The organism is Psychrosphaera sp. (genome assembly GCF_982872775.1).
Genome location: NZ_CEYNSH010000049.1, coordinates 1 through 18,923 on the forward strand (window position 1 = coordinate 1; position 18,923 = coordinate 18,923).

The following is an 18,923-nucleotide window of genomic DNA, read 5'->3' on the forward strand; positions in this document are numbered from 1 at the left end:
ATGTGGCGACATTATAAATAAATGACTTACAAAAAACACTTTATTACTTGTTAAATTGAAAAACGATTGATTTAAGACAAGGATTTCACTGTTTTATTCATTCCTTTCAACTTCAAACTAAATCTTAAAAGCGTTTATTTGAGAATGTAACTTCGTTCATTTGGTGACACCCTGCCCGTTTGAATGGCGTCAGCCATGTGTTTGATTGCGGGGCTCGGTCGTCCATTTAAATCTTCCAAAAAATAAGTGTGGCCCTTTTTATCAAACTGATTATTAAACTCATCGCAATCAATTTCGTAAACCGTTTTGGGTAGCTTCGACAAATTTTCTGGCCCTGTCATTCCCAGACGCCTGGAAGCCGTCATGCTTTTGAGGTTTGCCACTTTTGACGCTGGCATGGCAAAGTCATCATTAGCAAAATAAACGAGTGTATTTCGACTTGAATCAACAACAGAACGTCCGCGCTGATCTTGTTCCAAAATTTCATTTTTGACATCAGCTGCCATCATAAAAATGTTTCTAAATAGCTGTGGAACCGAACGCCCTGGCAGTTTACTGGCGAAATGTGCAAGCGCATTAACCAACACACGGTTGCCCATTGAGTGCGCAAGTATATTAATTCTTCTAAAGCAAGGGTGTACAATTTGTTCTTTATCGTGTCGCCACTCATTAAATTTTAATAACGCTCTGGCAAAACCAGGCCCAGACAAGTCTGCGGCATCTTGATCATCCCAATAATCGCCAATAAACGCAGCAACTGAATCATCGTCGCAGGGCCAGATAATAGGGATCACTTTGACTAAATTTGGCTGGATAGCATCGAACTGACGTTGCAACGTTTCTGTGTTGTTAAATATATCGGGCTCCATATTGTTATTAAAACCGTGAATATAAAATAATAATTGGGCCTCATTGGGGAGATGTTTTAATTCAGAAAAGAAAGGTTTACTGGTGATTTCTATATATTCACCAACGTCATTACGACGACAAAAATATAAGTTTTGAGAAACAGAGGTATTTTGATAATCAAATGAGATAGAGCGTTTTTTTTTACTTTTGGCTGATTGTTTTGGTAGTCGGTTGGTAATAAATAACATGATGGATCCCTTCCTTTATTTATTCTTACAGCACATTGTTTTTAATTTTGTTAACTCACTTTTAACCCTGTTATTTGGCCAACTCCAAGTGCTATTGCCAACGCAATTGTTGTACTCAATAACGTGCCTAATAAAACGTATTCCGTCAACCGCTTATCTTTTTGTTCGCGCAGGTCACCCACTCTTAAAATACTTTTGGCCGCCAGCAAAAATCCAACACCAGCAAATTGATTTAGCAGAACGAAAGTGATAATTAACACACGTTCCAAATAACCTATGTATTTTCCTGCCGCCCTTAAACCTAGTTCAGACTCACTATTTGTTTTGTCTTCGCTGTTTGTAAATTTAGTGGGTGTCATAAACCTAGCCAGTACCATAGACATGAAAATTGAGGTTGGTTTTAAGGCCAATAAATACCCAGCCAAAATGCAAATAGTCTCTGGAGTTAATAACTGGGTCAACAACTTGAATACAGTATCAAGATTAGACTGCGACATCATGAGAAAGACAATCACCAAAACCGTGATATGAGCCATTTGGTCGAGTAAAAATAGCGTTGCAGATTGTGACTTTTTGGACTGGCTTTTAAGCATATCTATCACAAAGTGCGAAACACCTACTAACAATACAGCCCAACTTAGCTGACTAAAACTTGCTCCCCAATACCAAAGAGCTACAGAAACTAGCCCCATGTGCACTAGCGTGTGTTTGTATAACGCACCTGACTTGAGGCCTTTTGAGTCCTTGTCTTTCACCCAGTCGGCACTTTGAAAATAGAAATCCCCCAACACATGAGCAAGAATTAAAAGTGCGGCGAGTTCTAACATTTTACTTCCTTGTTGGTCGATACGTTTGCTGTATAAGTATTTGTAACATGTCCAAATATTGATAGATAGTCTTTGCACCAATACGTGTTTTAATATTCGATGTACTTTGCTCGGACATCCCTAAAGCTAGTGCTAACTCGGAATTACTTGGAAATCCTAATTTCATGTCTTGATATAACAACTGGCTTTGTTTTTCTGTTAGACCACTTACAATTAAGTCACACAGAGCCAAACTTTTACTGACAGTGTTTTCAAGCAACGAAATAGAACTGTCAGACTCATTCGGCTCAGTACAGTGAAACGACATACTACCCTTAGGGGTTTTATCTAAGCCACGGCCTGATAACTGAAACGCTGGACCATTTACTCTACCTAGACTTGTTGCGTTATTTTTCCGCGTATCAACGCCCAAGCCTATTGAAATGGTGCTATTGAGTGGTTTTGAAAAGGGCCGGTCAGACAACAAGCCGACTTTCAAAAAAACGGCAACGGTTGCCGACAGATGAAACTGATCCGTCATCAACTGAAAACCATCACCTCGATAAATTTCACTTTGAATTTGAGCGTCACCTTGACCTTTAAGAAACGTATTGCAATCTGACAGAACTGACTCTAATTGCTCCATGGCCCAGTCATATTCTGCAGCATTTAGTTTAGATGAAGCAACGAGATCACCCGTTATCACTGCTTGAAACAATTGCCGCCTCCTTCTTCTAATCAATAAGAAGATCCATTTTATTGTTGGCGTTGGACACCACGTTTAAATTACATAAAAAATCGTATATTTCTTAATTTACACGACATATGGTGTATTTCAACTTTTACATGATTTTATATAAAAAACGGCACTTCATAGTGCCGTTTTTAAGTTATGACCAACGCCATTGAATCACAAAGATTTTGACGAGTTATAGATCCTTGAGCAGTTCTTCAACCGCACGCTTTAATTGAGGATCCACGTTTTTAGCTTTGTATGCCGGTGGATTAAATACCTCGATATCTGGTTGCGCTGGTGTGAAATCCATATTGGCGTCTGAGTCTTTGACCCACCAGCCTCTAAATGGCATACGAACAATGGAACCATCAACTAAGCCTTGAGCACCAGTACTGATCACCGCACCAAATGTTGGGCGGCCAACTAGCTTACCTAGACCAAGTGCTTTATAGGCATGAGAGAAAATCTCTGCATTTGAATAACTTGCTTCGTTACTCATCGCAATTGACGGCTTTGTCCATGCAGATAATGGTAAACGCTCTGAGAATGGGTAGTCATTACGGAACTTCTTATTCTCTTTGTTAATGTCATCAGCTGCACCACGAGGAATCGTGTACGCATGCTGTTTAACATTTAACACAGCCATTAGGTAATCAGTTGTCCAGCCACCGCCATTGTAACGAACGTCAATAACGATGCCTTCTTTACCGTAGCCTGCAGCCATAAGTTCACGTTCAAAACGCTCAAAACTAGTCCAGTTCATACCTCGAATATGTAGGTATCCCAAACGACCATTTGAGAACTTATCTGTCAACGCGCGACGAGTCTCTACCCAGTTATCGTATTTTTCATTACTCAAACTAGTCGTCGGCCACAATACAACTTCTTGCTCTTCACCAGCTCGCTCTAAGCCAATCAATACTGGTTGTTTAGCTTGACCATTTAACAGTGAATATAAATTAGCTTCTTTTACCGACTCTTGGTTGATATGGGTGATGACGTCGTTAACCATCAATTTACTATCTTCACGAGCCGCTGGGCTGTTATCCAATACAGACACAACCATCAAGCCTTTATCTGTAGGATAAACTTCGACCCCCATTAGACCCGTGCGGGTTCTCTGAGTTTTCTTTTGGTTTTCTCCGCGGTATAGGCCCATATGACTCGCGTTTACCTGACCTAACATCAAGTTAAAGACATATTGGAAGTCTTCCTTGGTTGAGGCTTTTAGCGCAAGCGGACGGTACATGTCTTTTAGGGCTTGCCAGTCGTTACCGTGGAAGTTTGGATCGTAGAATCCAGCATTTAATGCTTCCCATGCTTCATCAAAGATTTGTGCACGTTCTGCCATGTGCTCGATGCTTTGATTTGAAATAGTAGTTAGCGTTTCTGACTTACCGGTTTTTGAGTTTAATTTAATTAAGGTGCCCTTGCCTGTCAGCGCATAAACACTCTTGCCATCTTTACTCAACGATAAACTACGAGGACGTTTATTGCCTTTCAATACAAGTTTGTTGTCTTCACCATTCCATTTGATTTTGTAAAGGTCACGGTCCATCTTGAAGTTTTGACGCCCTGCTCCACCAATGGCGTAAAAGATGTTTTCGCCTTTTTTGTCAAACGTAAAGGCAGACTCATTACCAGCAAAGCGAGTGACTTGTTCTAAACGCTTGTAAATACCGTCTAGGTCAATTTGAAGCGCTACCTCTTTTGGTTCCGCTTTTTTATCATCAGACTTTTCTGCGTCGTCTTTGTCACTTTTTTTAGCGTCTGGCTTATTAGCCTTTGCTACTTTTGATTTTGGTGTGTCATCAAACTCATCGCGTTTCCACTCTTCTTTTGACTTTTGCCAGTCGCTTTCTTTTAACCAAGCAAACCAAATGTCGTTATCGCCATTGTTACGCATTGATACAAAACCTAGTTTGCTACCGTCTGGCGACCAAACTGGGTTGTAGTCACCTTTAGGGTGCATACTGACATTAACTGGTTGTTCGGAGTTATCCGCCGCGTGAATGAAGACTTCATAGTTAAATGACAAGTCCGCTTTCGAATACGCCAACCATTTGCTGTCAGGAGACCAACTAACACCGCTCGGTGTCGCCCAGCCATCTAACAACGTCTTTTCGTTACTTAGCTCATGCTCTTTGCTGACATCGGCGACGATAAGTTTGCCTCGACCCTCAAGATAAGCCAATTTTTTGCTGTTAGGTGAAACTTTAGGCATGCGCTCTTGTGCAGCAGTGCGAGTTAATGGCGTCACTGAATGCTTAAGAGACTTAAAGATATTTTTCTCTTTGTCATCTGCAGACGTCAATTTGAACAAATCATTTTGACCATCGCGGTCAGACACAAACACTAATGTGTTGTCATCCAACCAAGTAACGTCGCGATCTCTTGCTGCGCCTGTGGTTAAACGAACGGAGCGTTTGTCTTTTTTATCATTGCGTTTTACAAACAAATCGCCGCGTACCGCATAAGACACTAACTTGCCGTTCGGTGATACGCTGTATTCATTGATTGAATTAGTTGTCTTTTTATTGGTTACAGGGTCAAAACGGAAGTCAGTCGGAATCGACACATTTAAAGACTCTGTTTTGCCGCCCTTAACCAAAGCTAACTTATCGGCGGCTTGATAAACCAAGCTGTTAGCATTGTTATCAATACTGAAATGCTCAACACCAAATTTGGTTTCATCCGTTACTTGAACGGCTTTTTTTGAGCCTAGCTTTTGCTTAAATACATTGTATTTACCGGCGCGAGATGAAATGAAATACAACTCGTTATTACTTGACCACTGAGGCATGAAATCATTGCCTTCAAAGTCAGTCAGTTGTTCGTATTTACCAGTGTCTACGTGATAAATCCAGACATTGCGATTTGCTGGACCGCGATAATCTTCACGAGCAATACGGCAAGTACCACGCACAAAGGCGATTTTCTTACCATCAGGTGACACAACAGCATCAAAACCTAAGGCATCCATGAATCTAAATTCGGTTGACTGCTCGGCAGTATCAACACTGAAGACTTCCCACTCTCGCTCTACTTCGGCATAGATACGGCGAGTGTTAAAAAGTACCTGGTTATCGTTGTTAAAACCAAGTACTCGGTCAGGGGCACTGTGATAGGTTAGACGGTCTGGGCGACCACCTTTACTTGGCATAACAAAAACATCGTCGTTACCAAAACGATCACTACTAAAGGCAATGCTTGAGCCATCTTTAGACCATTTAGGGTTGCGCTCGTAGCCTTCATGAATCGTCAAGCGGTTTACGTGTCCGCCATTTGTGGGCATGGTCCAGATATCACCTTGATAGCTAAAGGCGACCTGAGAACCGTCAGGGCTTAATTCGGGCTGCAAAACCAGTGGGCTTGACGCGGAGTCATCGCTTGCAGAAGCGCCAAGCGCAACAGAGATAAGCAGGCTTGTGGCCAATCTTTTCATATCTTATTGCCTATTTTTAGTTAGAATTGTTTTAAAATACAACACTCAATCATTGCCCAAATAAAATCGAACCGCAATTATCCAACACGAACCTAGAGGTAGATGAATGATTTTAAGGGTTAAAGTTAGCCGACTATTCTTTAATCGCCCAAATGGATCACTTGCTTTGTTCCCAATCAGGGTTTTTATGCAAAATTCGACTTTTGCCAAATACCAGTTCACCCCGTTTTACTTTCGGGTTACCTCTCAAATTTAGGTACATGCTTTTATTCCAATCACGATACTCTCGGTAAGAAAATTTAATAAGAATATCATTTGGTGTACTAGGATTCTCAGCCAGATTTAAAAGAGTACCGATTTGCTTTTCTCTTTTAGAGAGAAGAATGAGAGTATGGACAGGTGTACTGGGGTTTCTCGCCAATCTGTTGTCGATTGAATATTGATATGTGCCACCTTCTGTTACTAAGGCGGCTAACTCTGATGGGCTTGTGGCTGGGTCACTGGCGGCTTTAAATGTAGCCATCGTTTGAAGGGTCGACCAAAATAAAAATCCCGTCACTAGAATGGCAGGTAACGCCGCAAACATCGCAATGGTTGCCTTTTTCTTCTTACCTTCTTTTTTTGCCATCAAAAATACATATAAAGGCCAGCTTAAAAACAACCACAAGAACGCACTGATAGTTAAGCTTCCCATTAACGATAAAGCCCCACCAGTTGGGCCTAATTCGTCAAATAGCTGTAAGTCTATCCAGGTTCGCAAGGCCATTATGGCCAGGCCAATGGTCATTGCCGTCAGCCTAACTTTATATTTGTTGATTCTTTCCTTTGATTCCATGTTGCAGTCCCTTTGCCTTATGTTGGTAATGGCGCTGTTTTATTCTTACTAAATCACTTTAGAAAGCATGTAACCGCCAGCCCCTATCATAAACAGGTTTTCCGTTAATGATATAAACCCTAAAGGTACATTACTGTCACCACCAACACATGCGCATTTTAATTCACGTTTATCAATATAAACTGCTTTAAAAACAGAAATAGCCCCAATAGTTCCTATTAACAAAGATACTGGCGCATAAAACAAAGGTGGTATTTGCGCAAGCATAGCTATACCGACATAGGCCTCTAAAAAAGGGTAAATGTAGGCATATCTAACCCACTTCATACCAAGTAAGTCATAGGTAATAAAAGAGTTCGAAAAACGGTACAAGTCTTGTAATTTTTGTACCGCTAATACAGCCATACTGAGTGCAATGAACTGCATCAGGGTCAAGAATGACAAAATCGCTTCTGATTGTGCGTAGCTCAATGCAATACTTAACAGTGCTGTAATTGAAAAAATAGCAATCACAGGCTTATATGTGCGCCCCTTTTGACCGACGGGCGAGAGGCCTAAATAGTCACGTAACGCATCGTACCCTCCAATTCGTTCACCATTGATGAACACTTGAGGTGTTGTTTTAACGTCATGTTTCTCTTTAAAAAGATCTGTTTCTTCTCTTGACTTGAGCCAATGGTCATCGACGACAAAACCATAACGTTCTAACAAATCTTTTGCTTTGATTCCAAAAGGACAGATGTGTTTATCTGTCACCATTCTATAAAGCGTTGCTTGTTTATTCATTCATCCTCCTTATTTGGGTTTACACAAGACCTAGTTAACTAACGATTAAATGAGTCTTTGAAGATCTGTTCATCAGATACACCGAGTTTCAGTAAGTCTCTTTCTACCTCAACCATCATTGCCATTGGCCCACAAAGGTAAAACTCTTTATCTTCAAGATGTGCATACTCTGCCAAAAGCTCAGATAATACGTGCTGTACATATCCTTTGCGCCCACTCCATTTTTCCGTTGGTGATGACAACGTAGGTAAATACCTAAAGTTGGTGTACTTTTTCTCTAGTTGTTCAAATGAAGTTTTGTATAAAAGGTCATCTTCCGTCCTAGCCCCGTACACAAGAGTCATTTGTCCCTGATAACTATATTTTTCGAGTTGTTCAAAGATGATCGACCTCAATGGTGCCAACCCCGAGCCACCGCCAATAAAAATACGCTGTAGGCTATCGCCGACAGGCTCTACCCCACTTTCAACGGATTGCTCCTTTGCAAAAAAGTCTGAAAATGGTCCTCTCGCAGTGACCGATTCACCAACCTGTAACGAACCTAAATATACCGAACCAATACCAGCTCTTTCGCCTCCGCACTCTACTTGCCATCTCACGTTAAATACCAACTCATCGGTTTCTTGGTCAAAATTAACTAATGAATAATGCCGTACCGCACCTTGATGATTAAATGATGACTGTTTTATGTTTTTCCAGTGATGTTCGAATTTAGCAGGTAAGTCATCTGGAAGGCTGTGACTTTTGCCCGCTGGGATGTCAAATTCCATGTAAGCACCAGCCTTGAATTGCAGAGTTTCATTAGATTTGGGTCTAAATCTGATTTCCTTTATAAAAGGAGTTATAAAGCGAGTTGCCGTCACTACTAATTCATGTTGTGTAATACGTTGGCTCGTCTCAACTTCAATCGTTTGCAACTCTTTCATTTTGTGCTGGCAAGCAAGGCGATATCCTTTTGTAATCTTATCATTTGAAATCTGTTCGCTTTCCGCAGCCGTAATTGGTAGATATCCAACTGTTTTAAACATGCACTTTCCACAAGTTCCGCCCCCTCCGCAAGCAGAAGGCAAATATATATGTGCGCGGTTCAACCCATCTAACACTGTTTCGTGTGAGTTTACGTCGATATCACACTCCGTGTTACTGTTGACAAAGGTCACGCCTATAACGCGACGCTTGTTTGCAAAAGGTATGTTCAGCATACCATTTTTATATTGCTCGACTAACCAGGTAACACCGGTAACTGAGAGTAGCAAGGTAGCAAAAGCAAATAGAATGATTAACCAGTGGTTAAATCCTCCACTATTTCCATAGTCCATGAAATGGAGCTTCATCATGAGAGTTTTTAATCTTGAGTCATCATTAACGTGACGTAAAACTTGCCCTGTTGTGTCATCTAAGTAGATGGTCGTATTATTTTTATCCTCAATTGTCACTTGCCACATTGGATTTTGTTGCGATACATACTCATCAAATGGAGGTTGTAACAGCTTTACCTCTACTATTCTTCCAGGTCCCGAATATGAGTCTCTGGCAAGGTTTTTAGCCTCTGATTCAGACAAAGAAAATGGTTTACCGGTTATTGCATCAAATAGTTCCGCCTCTTTCTTTTGATAACTATGCGCCCCCATTTCATAAATAAAATGGTAGTAAGGATGCGTAAACAACCAAAGAAGCTTGACTTGCTCTGGTTCAGGCGCACTTATCTGAGAAACTGGAAAAAGTTCAAGCTCAAGGCTACTGTTTTTTTTATGTGAGTGGGCACGAAACTCGTGACCATTGGCCAAATGATGATCCATCAAATTAAAATATAAGCCGGTCACCAACCAAATTATGAGTTGTAATCCAACTAATAACGAAAGCCATTTGTGTAATGCTTTATTTATTTTCGATCCCATCATTACTGCTCTCCTCCACTTTGAGAGCTTACTTCCAGCTCTTTTCTCTGTTCAGAGGCGACGATGCGATAGTAAGTCAATGTTATTCCTGCTATTGCGGCCACTACGCCAAGTAATGCAACTACAAACAAGAACCAGTTGGATACGTTCTCGCCATCGTCGTAATCCATGATATGAAAACGCCACATCCAATCAAACATTCGCCAAAAGTCATGACGTTTAGCCACAACCTTTCCGGTAGATTCACTAATATAAAGTGTTGGCGTTGCAATACCTTCAAAGGTAATCTGCCAAAATGGTAAATGTCTCGGTGACAGCTCCGCTGGCATATTATCCTTTGAAGTCATGAGTACCACTTGCTCAATTGCGGACGACCCAGAGTAATAATATGTAGCTATTTCTCTCGCCCTTTCTGCATTCACTTTATTTATCAATACACCTGTTTGAGCATCGATCGCTATTTTTCCGTTCTCACCATCTGTAAAGCGATAAATAGCGCGGTCCATAAGTTTTTCTAAAGATATATTTGTTGCATTAGGATATTTGATTTTTAAGTTTTGAAAATCGAAGGAGACTTGTTTGGTATTAATGGTTTGTTCATGGTTTTTAACCATATGTTCACCGTGTATATGGTGTATATCCATACTAACCATATACATTCCAGTCAATGCCCAAAATAAAAATTGCACACCTACAAACGCCATTAGCCACTTATGGTACTTACGACTGACTCTCAATAAACTGAATGGAGGTGCATCATTTATCGAATGTTTTTTACTTCGCCACAGATAATAAATCGCAGGTAACACGATTAACGTTAGCACGACCGCACTGAGCATACCGCCAACCATAGGTGCGGCAATCCGACTCATTATTTCAGAGCCTGTGCCAGTGCCGTAAAGAATCGGCATCAAACCGATAACAATCGTTGCCACCGTCATCATGACAGGGCGAATTCTCATTCCAGCCCCTTCCATGACGGCCACTTTCAACTTAGCCTCAGTCAATTCACTACCATTCGTCTGATGCTCTTCTAACGCTTGGCGGTACGCCTGATTTAAATAAACCAGCATGATGACGCCTATTTCTACTGCCACCCCAGCCAATGCGATAAAGCCGACCCCTACCGCAACTGAAAAGTTAAAGCCCTCAAGATACATCAACCACAAGCCGCCAACGAGTGCCATCGGTAAAGTTGCTATGATCATGGCTACTTCACTGATAGAGCGGAAGTTCAGGTACAACAAAATGACAATAATGGCTAAGGTCAGCGGTAATACATAGGTTAACTTTTCTTTAGCACGTTCCATGTATTCGTATTGGCCTGCCCAACTAATCGAATAACCCGTTGGTAATTCTATATTTTCCGCTAAATAAGCACTAGCATTACTCACATAAGTACCAACATCAACCCCATCAATATCAATAAATGTCCAACCATTGATTCTAGCGTTTTCACTCTTTATCGCCGGAGGTCCATTTTCTAAATTAATATCAGCAACATCACCCAACGCAATGTATTGGCCATTTGGCGTAATAATAGGCAGGCGAGCGAGTTGTTCAGGTGAATCCCGATAGTCTTGACCAAACCGAAGGTTTACCGGGTACCGCTCTTGCCCTTCGACCGTTTGCGTCACGTTCATGCCGCCTATAGCGGTCGAAACAACTTGTTGAATATCTTCAATATTAAGGCCATAACGACTTGCGCGTTGACGAGAAATATCGACATTGAGGTAACGCCCACCAGCCACTCTTTCGGAATAAACAGAAGCCGTTCCAGTAACTTGCGGTAAAATCTGCTCAATTTGCTGGCCTATTTCCTCGATAACGGCTAAATCAGGACCCGCCACTTTTATGCCGACAGGGGTTTTAATACCGGTCGCCAACATATCGATACGAGTTTTGATTGGCATCACCCACGCATTTGTAACCCCAGGAAGTTTAACGAGTCGATCAAACTCAGCCTTGAGTGAATCGGTTGTTACGCCATCGCGCCACTGGCTTTGGGGCTTTAGCTGAATAAAGGTTTCGATCATGGTCAATGGCGCTGGATCCGTTGCCGTCTCGGCTCGCCCGACTTTACCAAATACATTTTCTACCTCTGGTACCGTTCGAATGAGCTTATCCGTTTGTTGCAATAACTCTCTGGCTTTACCGATAGAAATACCTGGATACGTTGTTGGCATATACATAAGATCGCCTTCATCCAGAGGAGGCATAAACTCACTGCCAATCTTATTTACCGGCCAAAAACCAACAAGCGTCACCAATAATGCGGTAACGATAGTAGTCTTCGGAAACGCTAACACTTTACGAAGCAGTGGCTGGTAACCAGCAATCAAAACGCGGTTAATTGGGTTTTGCTTTTCAGGTAACACATTACCTCGAATAAAATAGCCCATTAAAACCGGCACCAAGGTCACCGCTAATCCGGCTGCTGCCGCCATTGCATACGTTTTGGTGTAGGCAAGGGGCGCAAACATTCGCCCTTCTTGTGCTTCCAAAATAAAAACCGGTAAAAACGACACCGTAATAATTAACAAACTAAAAAATAACGCTGGTCCTACTTCACTTGCTGATTTGGTAACTAACTCCCAGCGATTGGCATCCGTCAACTCAATGCCTTTTTTCTTCAACGCCTCCATATGCTTATGCATGTTTTCAATCATTACGATGGCTCCATCCGTCATTGCCCCTATCGCAATGGCAATACCACCTAGCGACATGATATTGGCGTTGATGCCCTGTAAATGCATGATAATAAATGACACCAAAATACCTAACGGAAGTGTGATAACAGCGACAAATGAAGAGCGTAAGTGGAACAAGAACACTAAACAAACCAAAGCGACAACCACAAGCTCTTCGGTAAGTTTGTCCCACAAATTATCAACGGCGTTTGATATTAATTTTGAGCGGTCGTAAACAGGAACAATTTCCACACCATCAGGTAGTGAAGCTTCAAGTGATTGAAGTTTTTCTTTCACTTTATCTATCGTTTGTTGAGCATTTTCGCCAAAACGCATCACCACTATGCCACCGACGACTTCACCTTCACCATTCAACTCGGCTACGCCTCGGCGCATTTGAGGCCCTAACTGGACAGAAGCAACATCGCCAATTCTCAGTGGTGTGCCATTGACGGTTGTGCCCAGCGGAATCTGTTCAATATCTTCTGTGGATTTTATATAACCAGTGGTTGTTACCATATATTCGGCTTCGGCCATTTCGATAACAGATGCGCCAGACTCGCTATTTCCTCGCTTCAACGCCATTTGAACATGACTGAGAGGTACGTTGTAAGCGAGCAGCTTATTTGGCTCAACCTGAACTTGGTATTGCTTAACCATCCCGCCAACCGTCGCGACTTCAGAGACCCCCGAAACCGACTGCAACTCATACTTCAAAAACCAATCCTGTAGGCTCCTGAGCTGACTTAAATCGTGTTGACCAGTTGGATCCGTTAACGCATAAATATAAACCCAGCCAACTCCAGTGGCATCCGGTCCAAGTTCTGATTTGGCTGTGTCGGGTAGGCTTGCTGAGGCTTGACTCAAATACTCAAGTACACGACTGCGCGCCCAATACAAATCGGTATCATCGTCAAAAATGACGTAAATATAAGAGTCACCAAAAAACGAATAACCCCGCACCGTTTTTGCATTAGGCACAGACAACATGGCACTCGTTAAGGGAAAGGTAACCTGATCTTGGACGACTTGAGGCGACTGGCCTGGGTAGCTCGTTTTTATGATCACCTGTACGTCTGATAAGTCCGGTATCGCATCAACAGGCGTTTTCTTAAGCGAATAAACACCACCAATACCAATCATTACGGCCAGTAACAGAACAAAAAATCGATTCCCAACAGACCACCTTATAATTGCTTCAATCATTACATTGCGTCCTTTTAATGATGAGAATGGTCAGTCATTTCTGGACCATCTTGTTTAGGCCTAGCTAGAGATATGTCAGTAATGACAAAGTCGTCTCTTATCTCAAACGTAAATACAATCTTGTCACCAGCTTTAAAGTCACTGATATTTATATGTTTGGCATCTGGCGCAATAGCAAAATCCATGGTCGCCGGCCCCCTATTCCATTTTTCAATGGGACCTCGGCTGATGTTGATCACGCTATTTTGAAGATCGAGTGAGTTTATTTGGCCATTGACGGTAGCAGAAGAAACCGCCTTAGTTTCGTTTTGAGGCTCAGACATGATGTGAATGCCAGTGACTTCATAGTTACCCTCTGAGGATTTTGTCACTTCAAAATGCAACGTTTGCCCCGCTTTAAGTGATTCAATATCGACACTTTGTGCGACATCAAAGTCCATCGTCATTTCTGGCCAACCCCACGCTTCAACTGGACCATGAGTAATATTGACCATTCTATGATCAGGCATGACAGTATTTACTTCACCTTCCATCCAAACTGACAAAGGTGTCTGATCAGGCTCCATACGTTTAAAGTCGGACGTTTTACTCGACTCCGAATCAATGAGGAACTGAGCCGATGTCACCACTTCATCATCTGAATTTAAACCTTGCAATACTTCAATAAGATCATCGGTAATTCGGCCAAGGGTCACCTCCACCGACTTGAATTGACCCTCGCCCATGACAACCACGATGCGATTATGCTTTCCTGTTCGGATCACTGCTTCTTTAGGTACCCAAATTGATTCCGTTTGGTTTGATGAAGGCTGGGTACCGTGCATTTCATGTGTTGCACCATCCGCAAGTCCGTTAACGTTATTTACGTGACCATTACCATCATTTGGTAGGCTTATAACAACATTTGCAAACATATTGGGTTTTAACTGGTGATCAGGGTTAGCAAATTTTAACCTGGCTCTTAATGATCTGGTTTTCTCGTCTAAGGTCGGATAAACGTAATCGACGGTACCTGACCAAACTTTTCCAGGCTTGTAATCCAACGTCATCGACACTTCCAAACCGGGTTTGATGTTGGCTGCATCTCTCTCAAAAACTTGGGCTTCTACCCAAACATTGTCCAAGCTAGCAATACTCATCAGTGTTGTGCCCGGTTTTACAAAAAAGCCTTCTCGAATTTTTAAATTATCTACCACACCAGAGCGTTTTGAATAAAACGTTATATTTTGTTCAACCTTTCGAGTGGTCATTAGTTTTTCAACAAAATCATCGGAGAGGTTAAGCGCTTTTAATCGGTCTTTAGCCGCAGCAATTAACGCCTTATTATTTCTATTTAGAGCAATCAATAATTCTTCTTGTGCGTTCACCAATTGTGGAGAATAAAGTGTGTAAAGTGGCTGACCTTTCTCTACTGGATTACCAGAGGCAATAACGAAAAGCTTTTCAATCCAACCTTCAACACGAGGATGAATATGCACCAATTGCTCTTCGTCATATTGAATATATCCGACTGTTGAAATCGCAGTTGGTTGGTGACCTATTGTCACAGGGGCGGTTCTAACCCCCAAATTATTCACAACATGAGGGGCAATAGTGACCGTACCAGCACTGACATCTTCATCAGTTGTTTCATAAACCGGAACCAAGTCCATTCCCATCGGAGACTTGCCGGGTTTATCACGACGATAGTTCGCATCCATAGGTGCAACCCAATATAAAGGTTTCTTTTCTTCACTAAGTGAAGAGTCTGATGGAGCGTGGTTAGATGAGCCTGGAGTATCAGATAAAAACTGCATAACGCCAGCGCCCATTAACACGCCGACTATTAAGGTAATTACTAGTTTCATATTGTTATTTAACGTCTGGTTTTTATTTGGCATTAGTGGAAGCCTCTTGCGCTGAGCTATCAGTAAAGTAGTAATTAATTCGAGCTTTTGTTTTTAATAACTCAACTTCGATGTTCAAAGCGGCAATGTTGGCATTAAGCTGAGCAATTCTCGCTCGCACGACTTCGGCAAAGTCACCATCGTCATTGGTGTAGGCGGACAAATATGCCTCTGCTTGTTCTCGGACTTGGGTTAAAAGTTGATTTTGATAAAGCTCTTTTCGCTGTATCAAACGCGTTAAGTTTGCGAGCTCGTGCTCAAGTTGCGCTAACATTTGGCGGGTAACCAGCGTCTTTTGTGTTTTAACCGCTTCTGATTCAGCAACCGAAGCAGACACTTTAGCTTCTACTTCATTCTGGCTAAATAAAGGAACCTCAAGGCTAACCCCAACACTAAACAAATCAGCACGGTCGTTACCGTTTTGCATTGCATTTCGGTGTCCGTAACTTGCATTTACGCCCCAACGTGGTTTGAATGCTTGTTTTTCTATCTGAGTTAACGTCCTGAGTTTTCTTTCTTTTACATCAAATGCTTTAAGTGCTGGGTGTCTTTGAATCACCTCTACGAGTTGTTTTTTTGTATAGTGGCCTTGTGTTAACGAATCTGGCGTATTCATCGAAATAAACGGTTTGGCGGTGGCGGTTCCATTGATTTGATTAAAACCAACCCACTCTTTTAAACGCGCTAAATTAGCGTCTAGTTTTTGCTGTTGACTCATCAATCGGTCTTCCAACTGAATGATTTCGAGCTGTGCGCGTATTACGTCTTGCTGTCTGGCACTACCAAGAGCACTTGAATAATTTGCTTTAGCAACTTCAGCTATTTGCTCAAATAGCGCCCAGTCTTGTTTGATGAGGGCGATAGTTTGCTGCGCGGCATACGCATCGAGCCAAAGTTCCGAAACCATAGAGGTAACTTTAGCGGTTCTGTCAGCGCGTAAAAACGGAAATTCTGATGCTTGTATCTCAAACTGCTTGGCTTTTAACGCTAAACTGTCGCCCCTGGTAAACATTTGCGAGACGCCAACTTTGACTTGGCTCATTCCTTCCTGACTCATAGACCAAGAATCGGTTGGCACATTCGCTAAGGTTAACGAGATCTTTGGGTCGGGGAGTTTATCTACGGCCGTACTTTTGTACTCCACTGCGCGTTGCTTTGAGTAACTGAGTTTTAACCAAGGATCATTGGTTATGGCGCGGTCAATAGTCGCTTGTAGAGACATAAAACCGGCACTTTGCTCAATTTCTACAGGGGCATTTACGACTGTCTTACTCAAAACTGCGTTTCGAGAAATAGCATCTGTCGCTTTAACTAAAATACTGGCAAGTAAGAGACTTGTCGTAATAGGTATAAACTTGTTTTTCATGGGGAACACCAGAATATTTAACACTGAGCTGTATTTTCAATAACAGCAAAAACGTAAATCGAAATTTGCCGACTTTAGCCACTTCATGGCGAAAAAAAGACGGACTTATCCTAGGTTAGGCAGCTATCGGTGGGCGGTATAAAGAGGACGGCACTGTTGATGTCAACGAGCTTGATTGAGCGCCAATACAGCTATTGATATAGATAATGTTAGAAGCATTAAGGACAGAGTTTACAATGCCAACAGAGCTGCATGCACTAGCTGGACAAAAACAGTCAGCCTGACAGCACTCTCCATGACTCATCTCTCCATGATTCAAAACTAAGTCTTGGGTCATGCCAAATTCGTGAGTCGCAGCTGATTCGTGACTCGCTGGTGAAGATTGCTCATTAACAGATTGCTCACTAATAGGATGTTCTGTCATTGGCATAGAATGATGTGCATGTGTCAGATTCGATTCTGTAATGTCATCAGAATTAGAGACTTGAGAAGTCATGTGATGATCTGAGTTATGTGTATGCATATCACAGGACGCAGTGAGATCGGCATACGCTTGCCCTACAAAGGCAATCATCACCAATACAACCACAGCAATTTTAGAAATCGAATTTTGCATAACAAACTCAAATTAAAAGACGAGCAAAGCTTAATCAATCAACCTTGTTTTGTAAATCAAATTGCGCTCCAAATGCATCGACCGCCCTGTTTACTGACCGAGATAATTCGATTAAACGCGTATTACTTAATATTTTAGCCCGAAAATTAATTATCTAGCCTTAAGGGATTTATTGAGACTTAATTTGCTGACTGAGACTTAACTTGATAACCCAGAACATCAGAGATTACAGTTTGTTTATCATCCATACCACCGATGCGATACAACACACCTTGGTGTTCTAATAGACCACGGTGATCCATGCTAGGCTCTTCTGCGACAGGCATCACCTGCCATTGGTCAGTGTTAACATCAAAACGCCAAACATGATTACTTGCTGGTGCTGGAGTTCCGTTGTAACCCATGCCATTGTAATTATAAGGGTTGTCTGAACCAGCCATCATATAAATGTCACCTTCATAACTGGCTGCCGCCATTCGATAATGAGCACTTCCGGTTGGATGAGGGGTTGTACGCCAGTCAATTTTCAGTGGGTTGTTTGGATCAATTGTGCCTTTGAGACATTGAGCAACCTCGCTAAAAGAACGACGTCGGTCAGGATTAGCAATTGTTTCAACACCATCACACACAACCATCACATTGCCACTAATGGCACCAGTTTGACCAAATACGGCTTTACCTAAAAACGGCGAAGCCTGCTGCCAGCTGTCTGTTTTAATGTCATAAACTTGGGTCAAATTGACGTTACCATCATTGTGCCAGCCGCTCACTAAATAGATATAACGGTCTTTATAAGTCAGCGCAACACTATCATCCACCGGCACGGGCATACCGGCGAGCTTGGTATAAGCATCGGTTTTTACGTCGTATTTAAAAACGTCTGGACTTGAAATTTCCGTATGATCACTCGCAACCGTATAACCACCAAATAAATACGCACTTTCACCAATGCCAACCGCGGTTGAGGCCAAGCGTCCCGTCAACGTCAAACTTGAAGGTACTTTGGATTTTTCTTGCCATGTTTTATCACCTAGCCTAAGCGCAAAGACTTTATCGTGAACGTCTTTGTAGGTTTTGCCAGCACCCAGGCCCATAAAGCTCAGAAAATAAGGTTGACCATCCACTGTCACTTTTGCCACCGCATTGTTGGCGACGGGCTCTGGTAGAGGCGGAAGATTAGCAACCACAGAAGCTGAGGCTAACGCTGCTGAAAATAAAAGACTCATAAGACACCTAAAAAGAAGTCGCACTAGGTAAAATCACGACAAGAAAATAATGTAACAAGACTAATGTATTTTAGTCTTAAGGACTAGTCACTGACGCTTATCAAACCACCGGTTAGTTCATAAATATAAAGGGCCTATATCACAAACTGGTCAATTGACGCCTGTATTTAACCATGCTAACAATATGAAAAATACAATAAATTAATGGACCAGCATGGCTACTATTCAAGAACGTGTCAAAAACAATAAAGTGATTACATCACTCACTTTTATCATTTTAGTTTACGCAATTTTGCGGGTAGTAGCGGCTGTTCAAAGCCAACCATTTGG

At 42.0% G+C, this 18,923-nt stretch carries 12 protein-coding genes; all 12 read right to left on the reverse strand.

The window, feature by feature from the left end; all coding sequences use genetic code 11:
* Positions 1-134 precede the first annotated feature (134 nt).
* The gene (locus AC4E96_RS12190) at positions 135-1,097 is read right to left on the reverse strand and encodes an alpha/beta hydrolase (protein ID WP_490256004.1); all 963 of its coding nucleotides are present in this window, start codon (positions 1,095-1,097) and stop codon (positions 135-137) included.
* A gap of 50 nt (positions 1,098-1,147) precedes the next feature.
* On the reverse strand, positions 1,148-1,924 hold the full coding sequence (locus AC4E96_RS12195; protein ID WP_490256005.1) for a DUF3307 domain-containing protein: 777 nt from the start codon (positions 1,922-1,924) through the stop codon (positions 1,148-1,150).
* A 1-nt stretch (position 1,925) separates the two neighbouring features.
* Entirely contained in the window at positions 1,926-2,621 is a 696-nt protein-coding gene (locus AC4E96_RS12200) for a hypothetical protein (RefSeq protein WP_490256006.1), read from the reverse strand.
* A 211-nt stretch (positions 2,622-2,832) separates the two neighbouring features.
* Positions 2,833-6,084, reverse strand: a complete 3,252-nt coding sequence (locus AC4E96_RS12205) for a S41 family peptidase (RefSeq protein WP_490256007.1) — start codon at positions 6,082-6,084, stop codon at positions 2,833-2,835.
* A gap of 157 nt (positions 6,085-6,241) precedes the next feature.
* Complete coding sequence (locus AC4E96_RS12210) at positions 6,242-6,919, reverse strand: hypothetical protein (protein ID WP_490256008.1); 678 nt, start codon at positions 6,917-6,919, stop codon at positions 6,242-6,244.
* Positions 6,920-6,967: 48 nt separating this feature from the next.
* Positions 6,968-7,705 carry a MauE/DoxX family redox-associated membrane protein gene (locus tag AC4E96_RS12215; RefSeq protein ID WP_490256009.1) on the reverse strand — a complete coding sequence of 246 codons (738 nt, stop codon included), beginning with the start codon at positions 7,703-7,705 and terminating at the stop codon, positions 6,968-6,970.
* A gap of 38 nt (positions 7,706-7,743) precedes the next feature.
* Positions 7,744-9,606: a 2Fe-2S iron-sulfur cluster-binding protein gene (locus AC4E96_RS12220; protein ID WP_490256010.1), complete on the reverse strand. Its 1,863-nt coding sequence runs from the start codon at positions 9,604-9,606 to the stop codon at positions 7,744-7,746.
* Positions 9,606-13,499: an efflux RND transporter permease subunit gene (locus AC4E96_RS12225; RefSeq protein WP_490256011.1), complete on the reverse strand. Its 3,894-nt coding sequence runs from the start codon at positions 13,497-13,499 to the stop codon at positions 9,606-9,608. Before AC4E96_RS12225 ends, AC4E96_RS12220 begins: the two co-directional genes overlap by 1 nt.
* Positions 13,500-13,513: 14 nt before the next feature.
* The gene (locus AC4E96_RS12230; protein ID WP_490256012.1) at positions 13,514-15,379 is read right to left on the reverse strand and encodes a copper-binding protein; all 1,866 of its coding nucleotides are present in this window, start codon (positions 15,377-15,379) and stop codon (positions 13,514-13,516) included.
* The gene (locus tag AC4E96_RS12235; RefSeq protein ID WP_490256013.1) at positions 15,369-16,751 is read right to left on the reverse strand and encodes a TolC family protein; all 1,383 of its coding nucleotides are present in this window, start codon (positions 16,749-16,751) and stop codon (positions 15,369-15,371) included. Before AC4E96_RS12235 ends, AC4E96_RS12230 begins: the two co-directional genes overlap by 11 nt.
* Positions 16,752-16,866: 115 nt before the next feature.
* A complete protein-coding gene (locus AC4E96_RS12240) occupies positions 16,867-17,367 on the reverse strand; it encodes a hypothetical protein (protein ID WP_490256014.1) in 501 nt (166 codons plus the stop codon).
* 179 nt (positions 17,368-17,546) lie between these two features.
* Positions 17,547-18,593, reverse strand: coding sequence for a Kelch repeat-containing protein (locus AC4E96_RS12245; protein WP_490256015.1), 1,047 nt, complete (start codon positions 18,591-18,593; stop codon positions 17,547-17,549).
* Positions 18,594-18,923 lie beyond the last annotated feature (330 nt).

Bases quoted from the DNA above. Each gene is read 5' to 3' on its own strand.
- AC4E96_RS12190 (WP_490256004.1), bottom strand. From the start codon at position 1,097: ATGTTATTTATTACCAACCGACTACCAAAACAATCAGCCAAAAGTAAA.
- AC4E96_RS12195 (WP_490256005.1), bottom strand. From the start codon at position 1,924: ATGTTAGAACTCGCCGCACTTTTAATTCTTGCTCATGTGTTGGGGGAT.
- AC4E96_RS12205 (WP_490256007.1), bottom strand. From the start codon at position 6,084: ATGAAAAGATTGGCCACAAGCCTGCTTATCTCTGTTGCGCTTGGCGCT.
- AC4E96_RS12210 (WP_490256008.1), bottom strand. From the start codon at position 6,919: ATGGAATCAAAGGAAAGAATCAACAAATATAAAGTTAGGCTGACGGCA.
- AC4E96_RS12215 (WP_490256009.1), bottom strand. From the start codon at position 7,705: ATGAATAAACAAGCAACGCTTTATAGAATGGTGACAGATAAACACATC.
- AC4E96_RS12220 (WP_490256010.1), bottom strand. From the start codon at position 9,606: ATGATGGGATCGAAAATAAATAAAGCATTACACAAATGGCTTTCGTTA.
- AC4E96_RS12225 (WP_490256011.1), bottom strand. From the start codon at position 13,499: ATGATTGAAGCAATTATAAGGTGGTCTGTTGGGAATCGATTTTTTGTT.
- AC4E96_RS12230 (WP_490256012.1), bottom strand. From the start codon at position 15,379: ATGCCAAATAAAAACCAGACGTTAAATAACAATATGAAACTAGTAATT.
- AC4E96_RS12235 (WP_490256013.1), bottom strand. From the start codon at position 16,751: ATGAAAAACAAGTTTATACCTATTACGACAAGTCTCTTACTTGCCAGT.
- AC4E96_RS12240 (WP_490256014.1), bottom strand. From the start codon at position 17,367: ATGCAAAATTCGATTTCTAAAATTGCTGTGGTTGTATTGGTGATGATT.
- AC4E96_RS12245 (WP_490256015.1), bottom strand. From the start codon at position 18,593: ATGAGTCTTTTATTTTCAGCAGCGTTAGCCTCAGCTTCTGTGGTTGCT.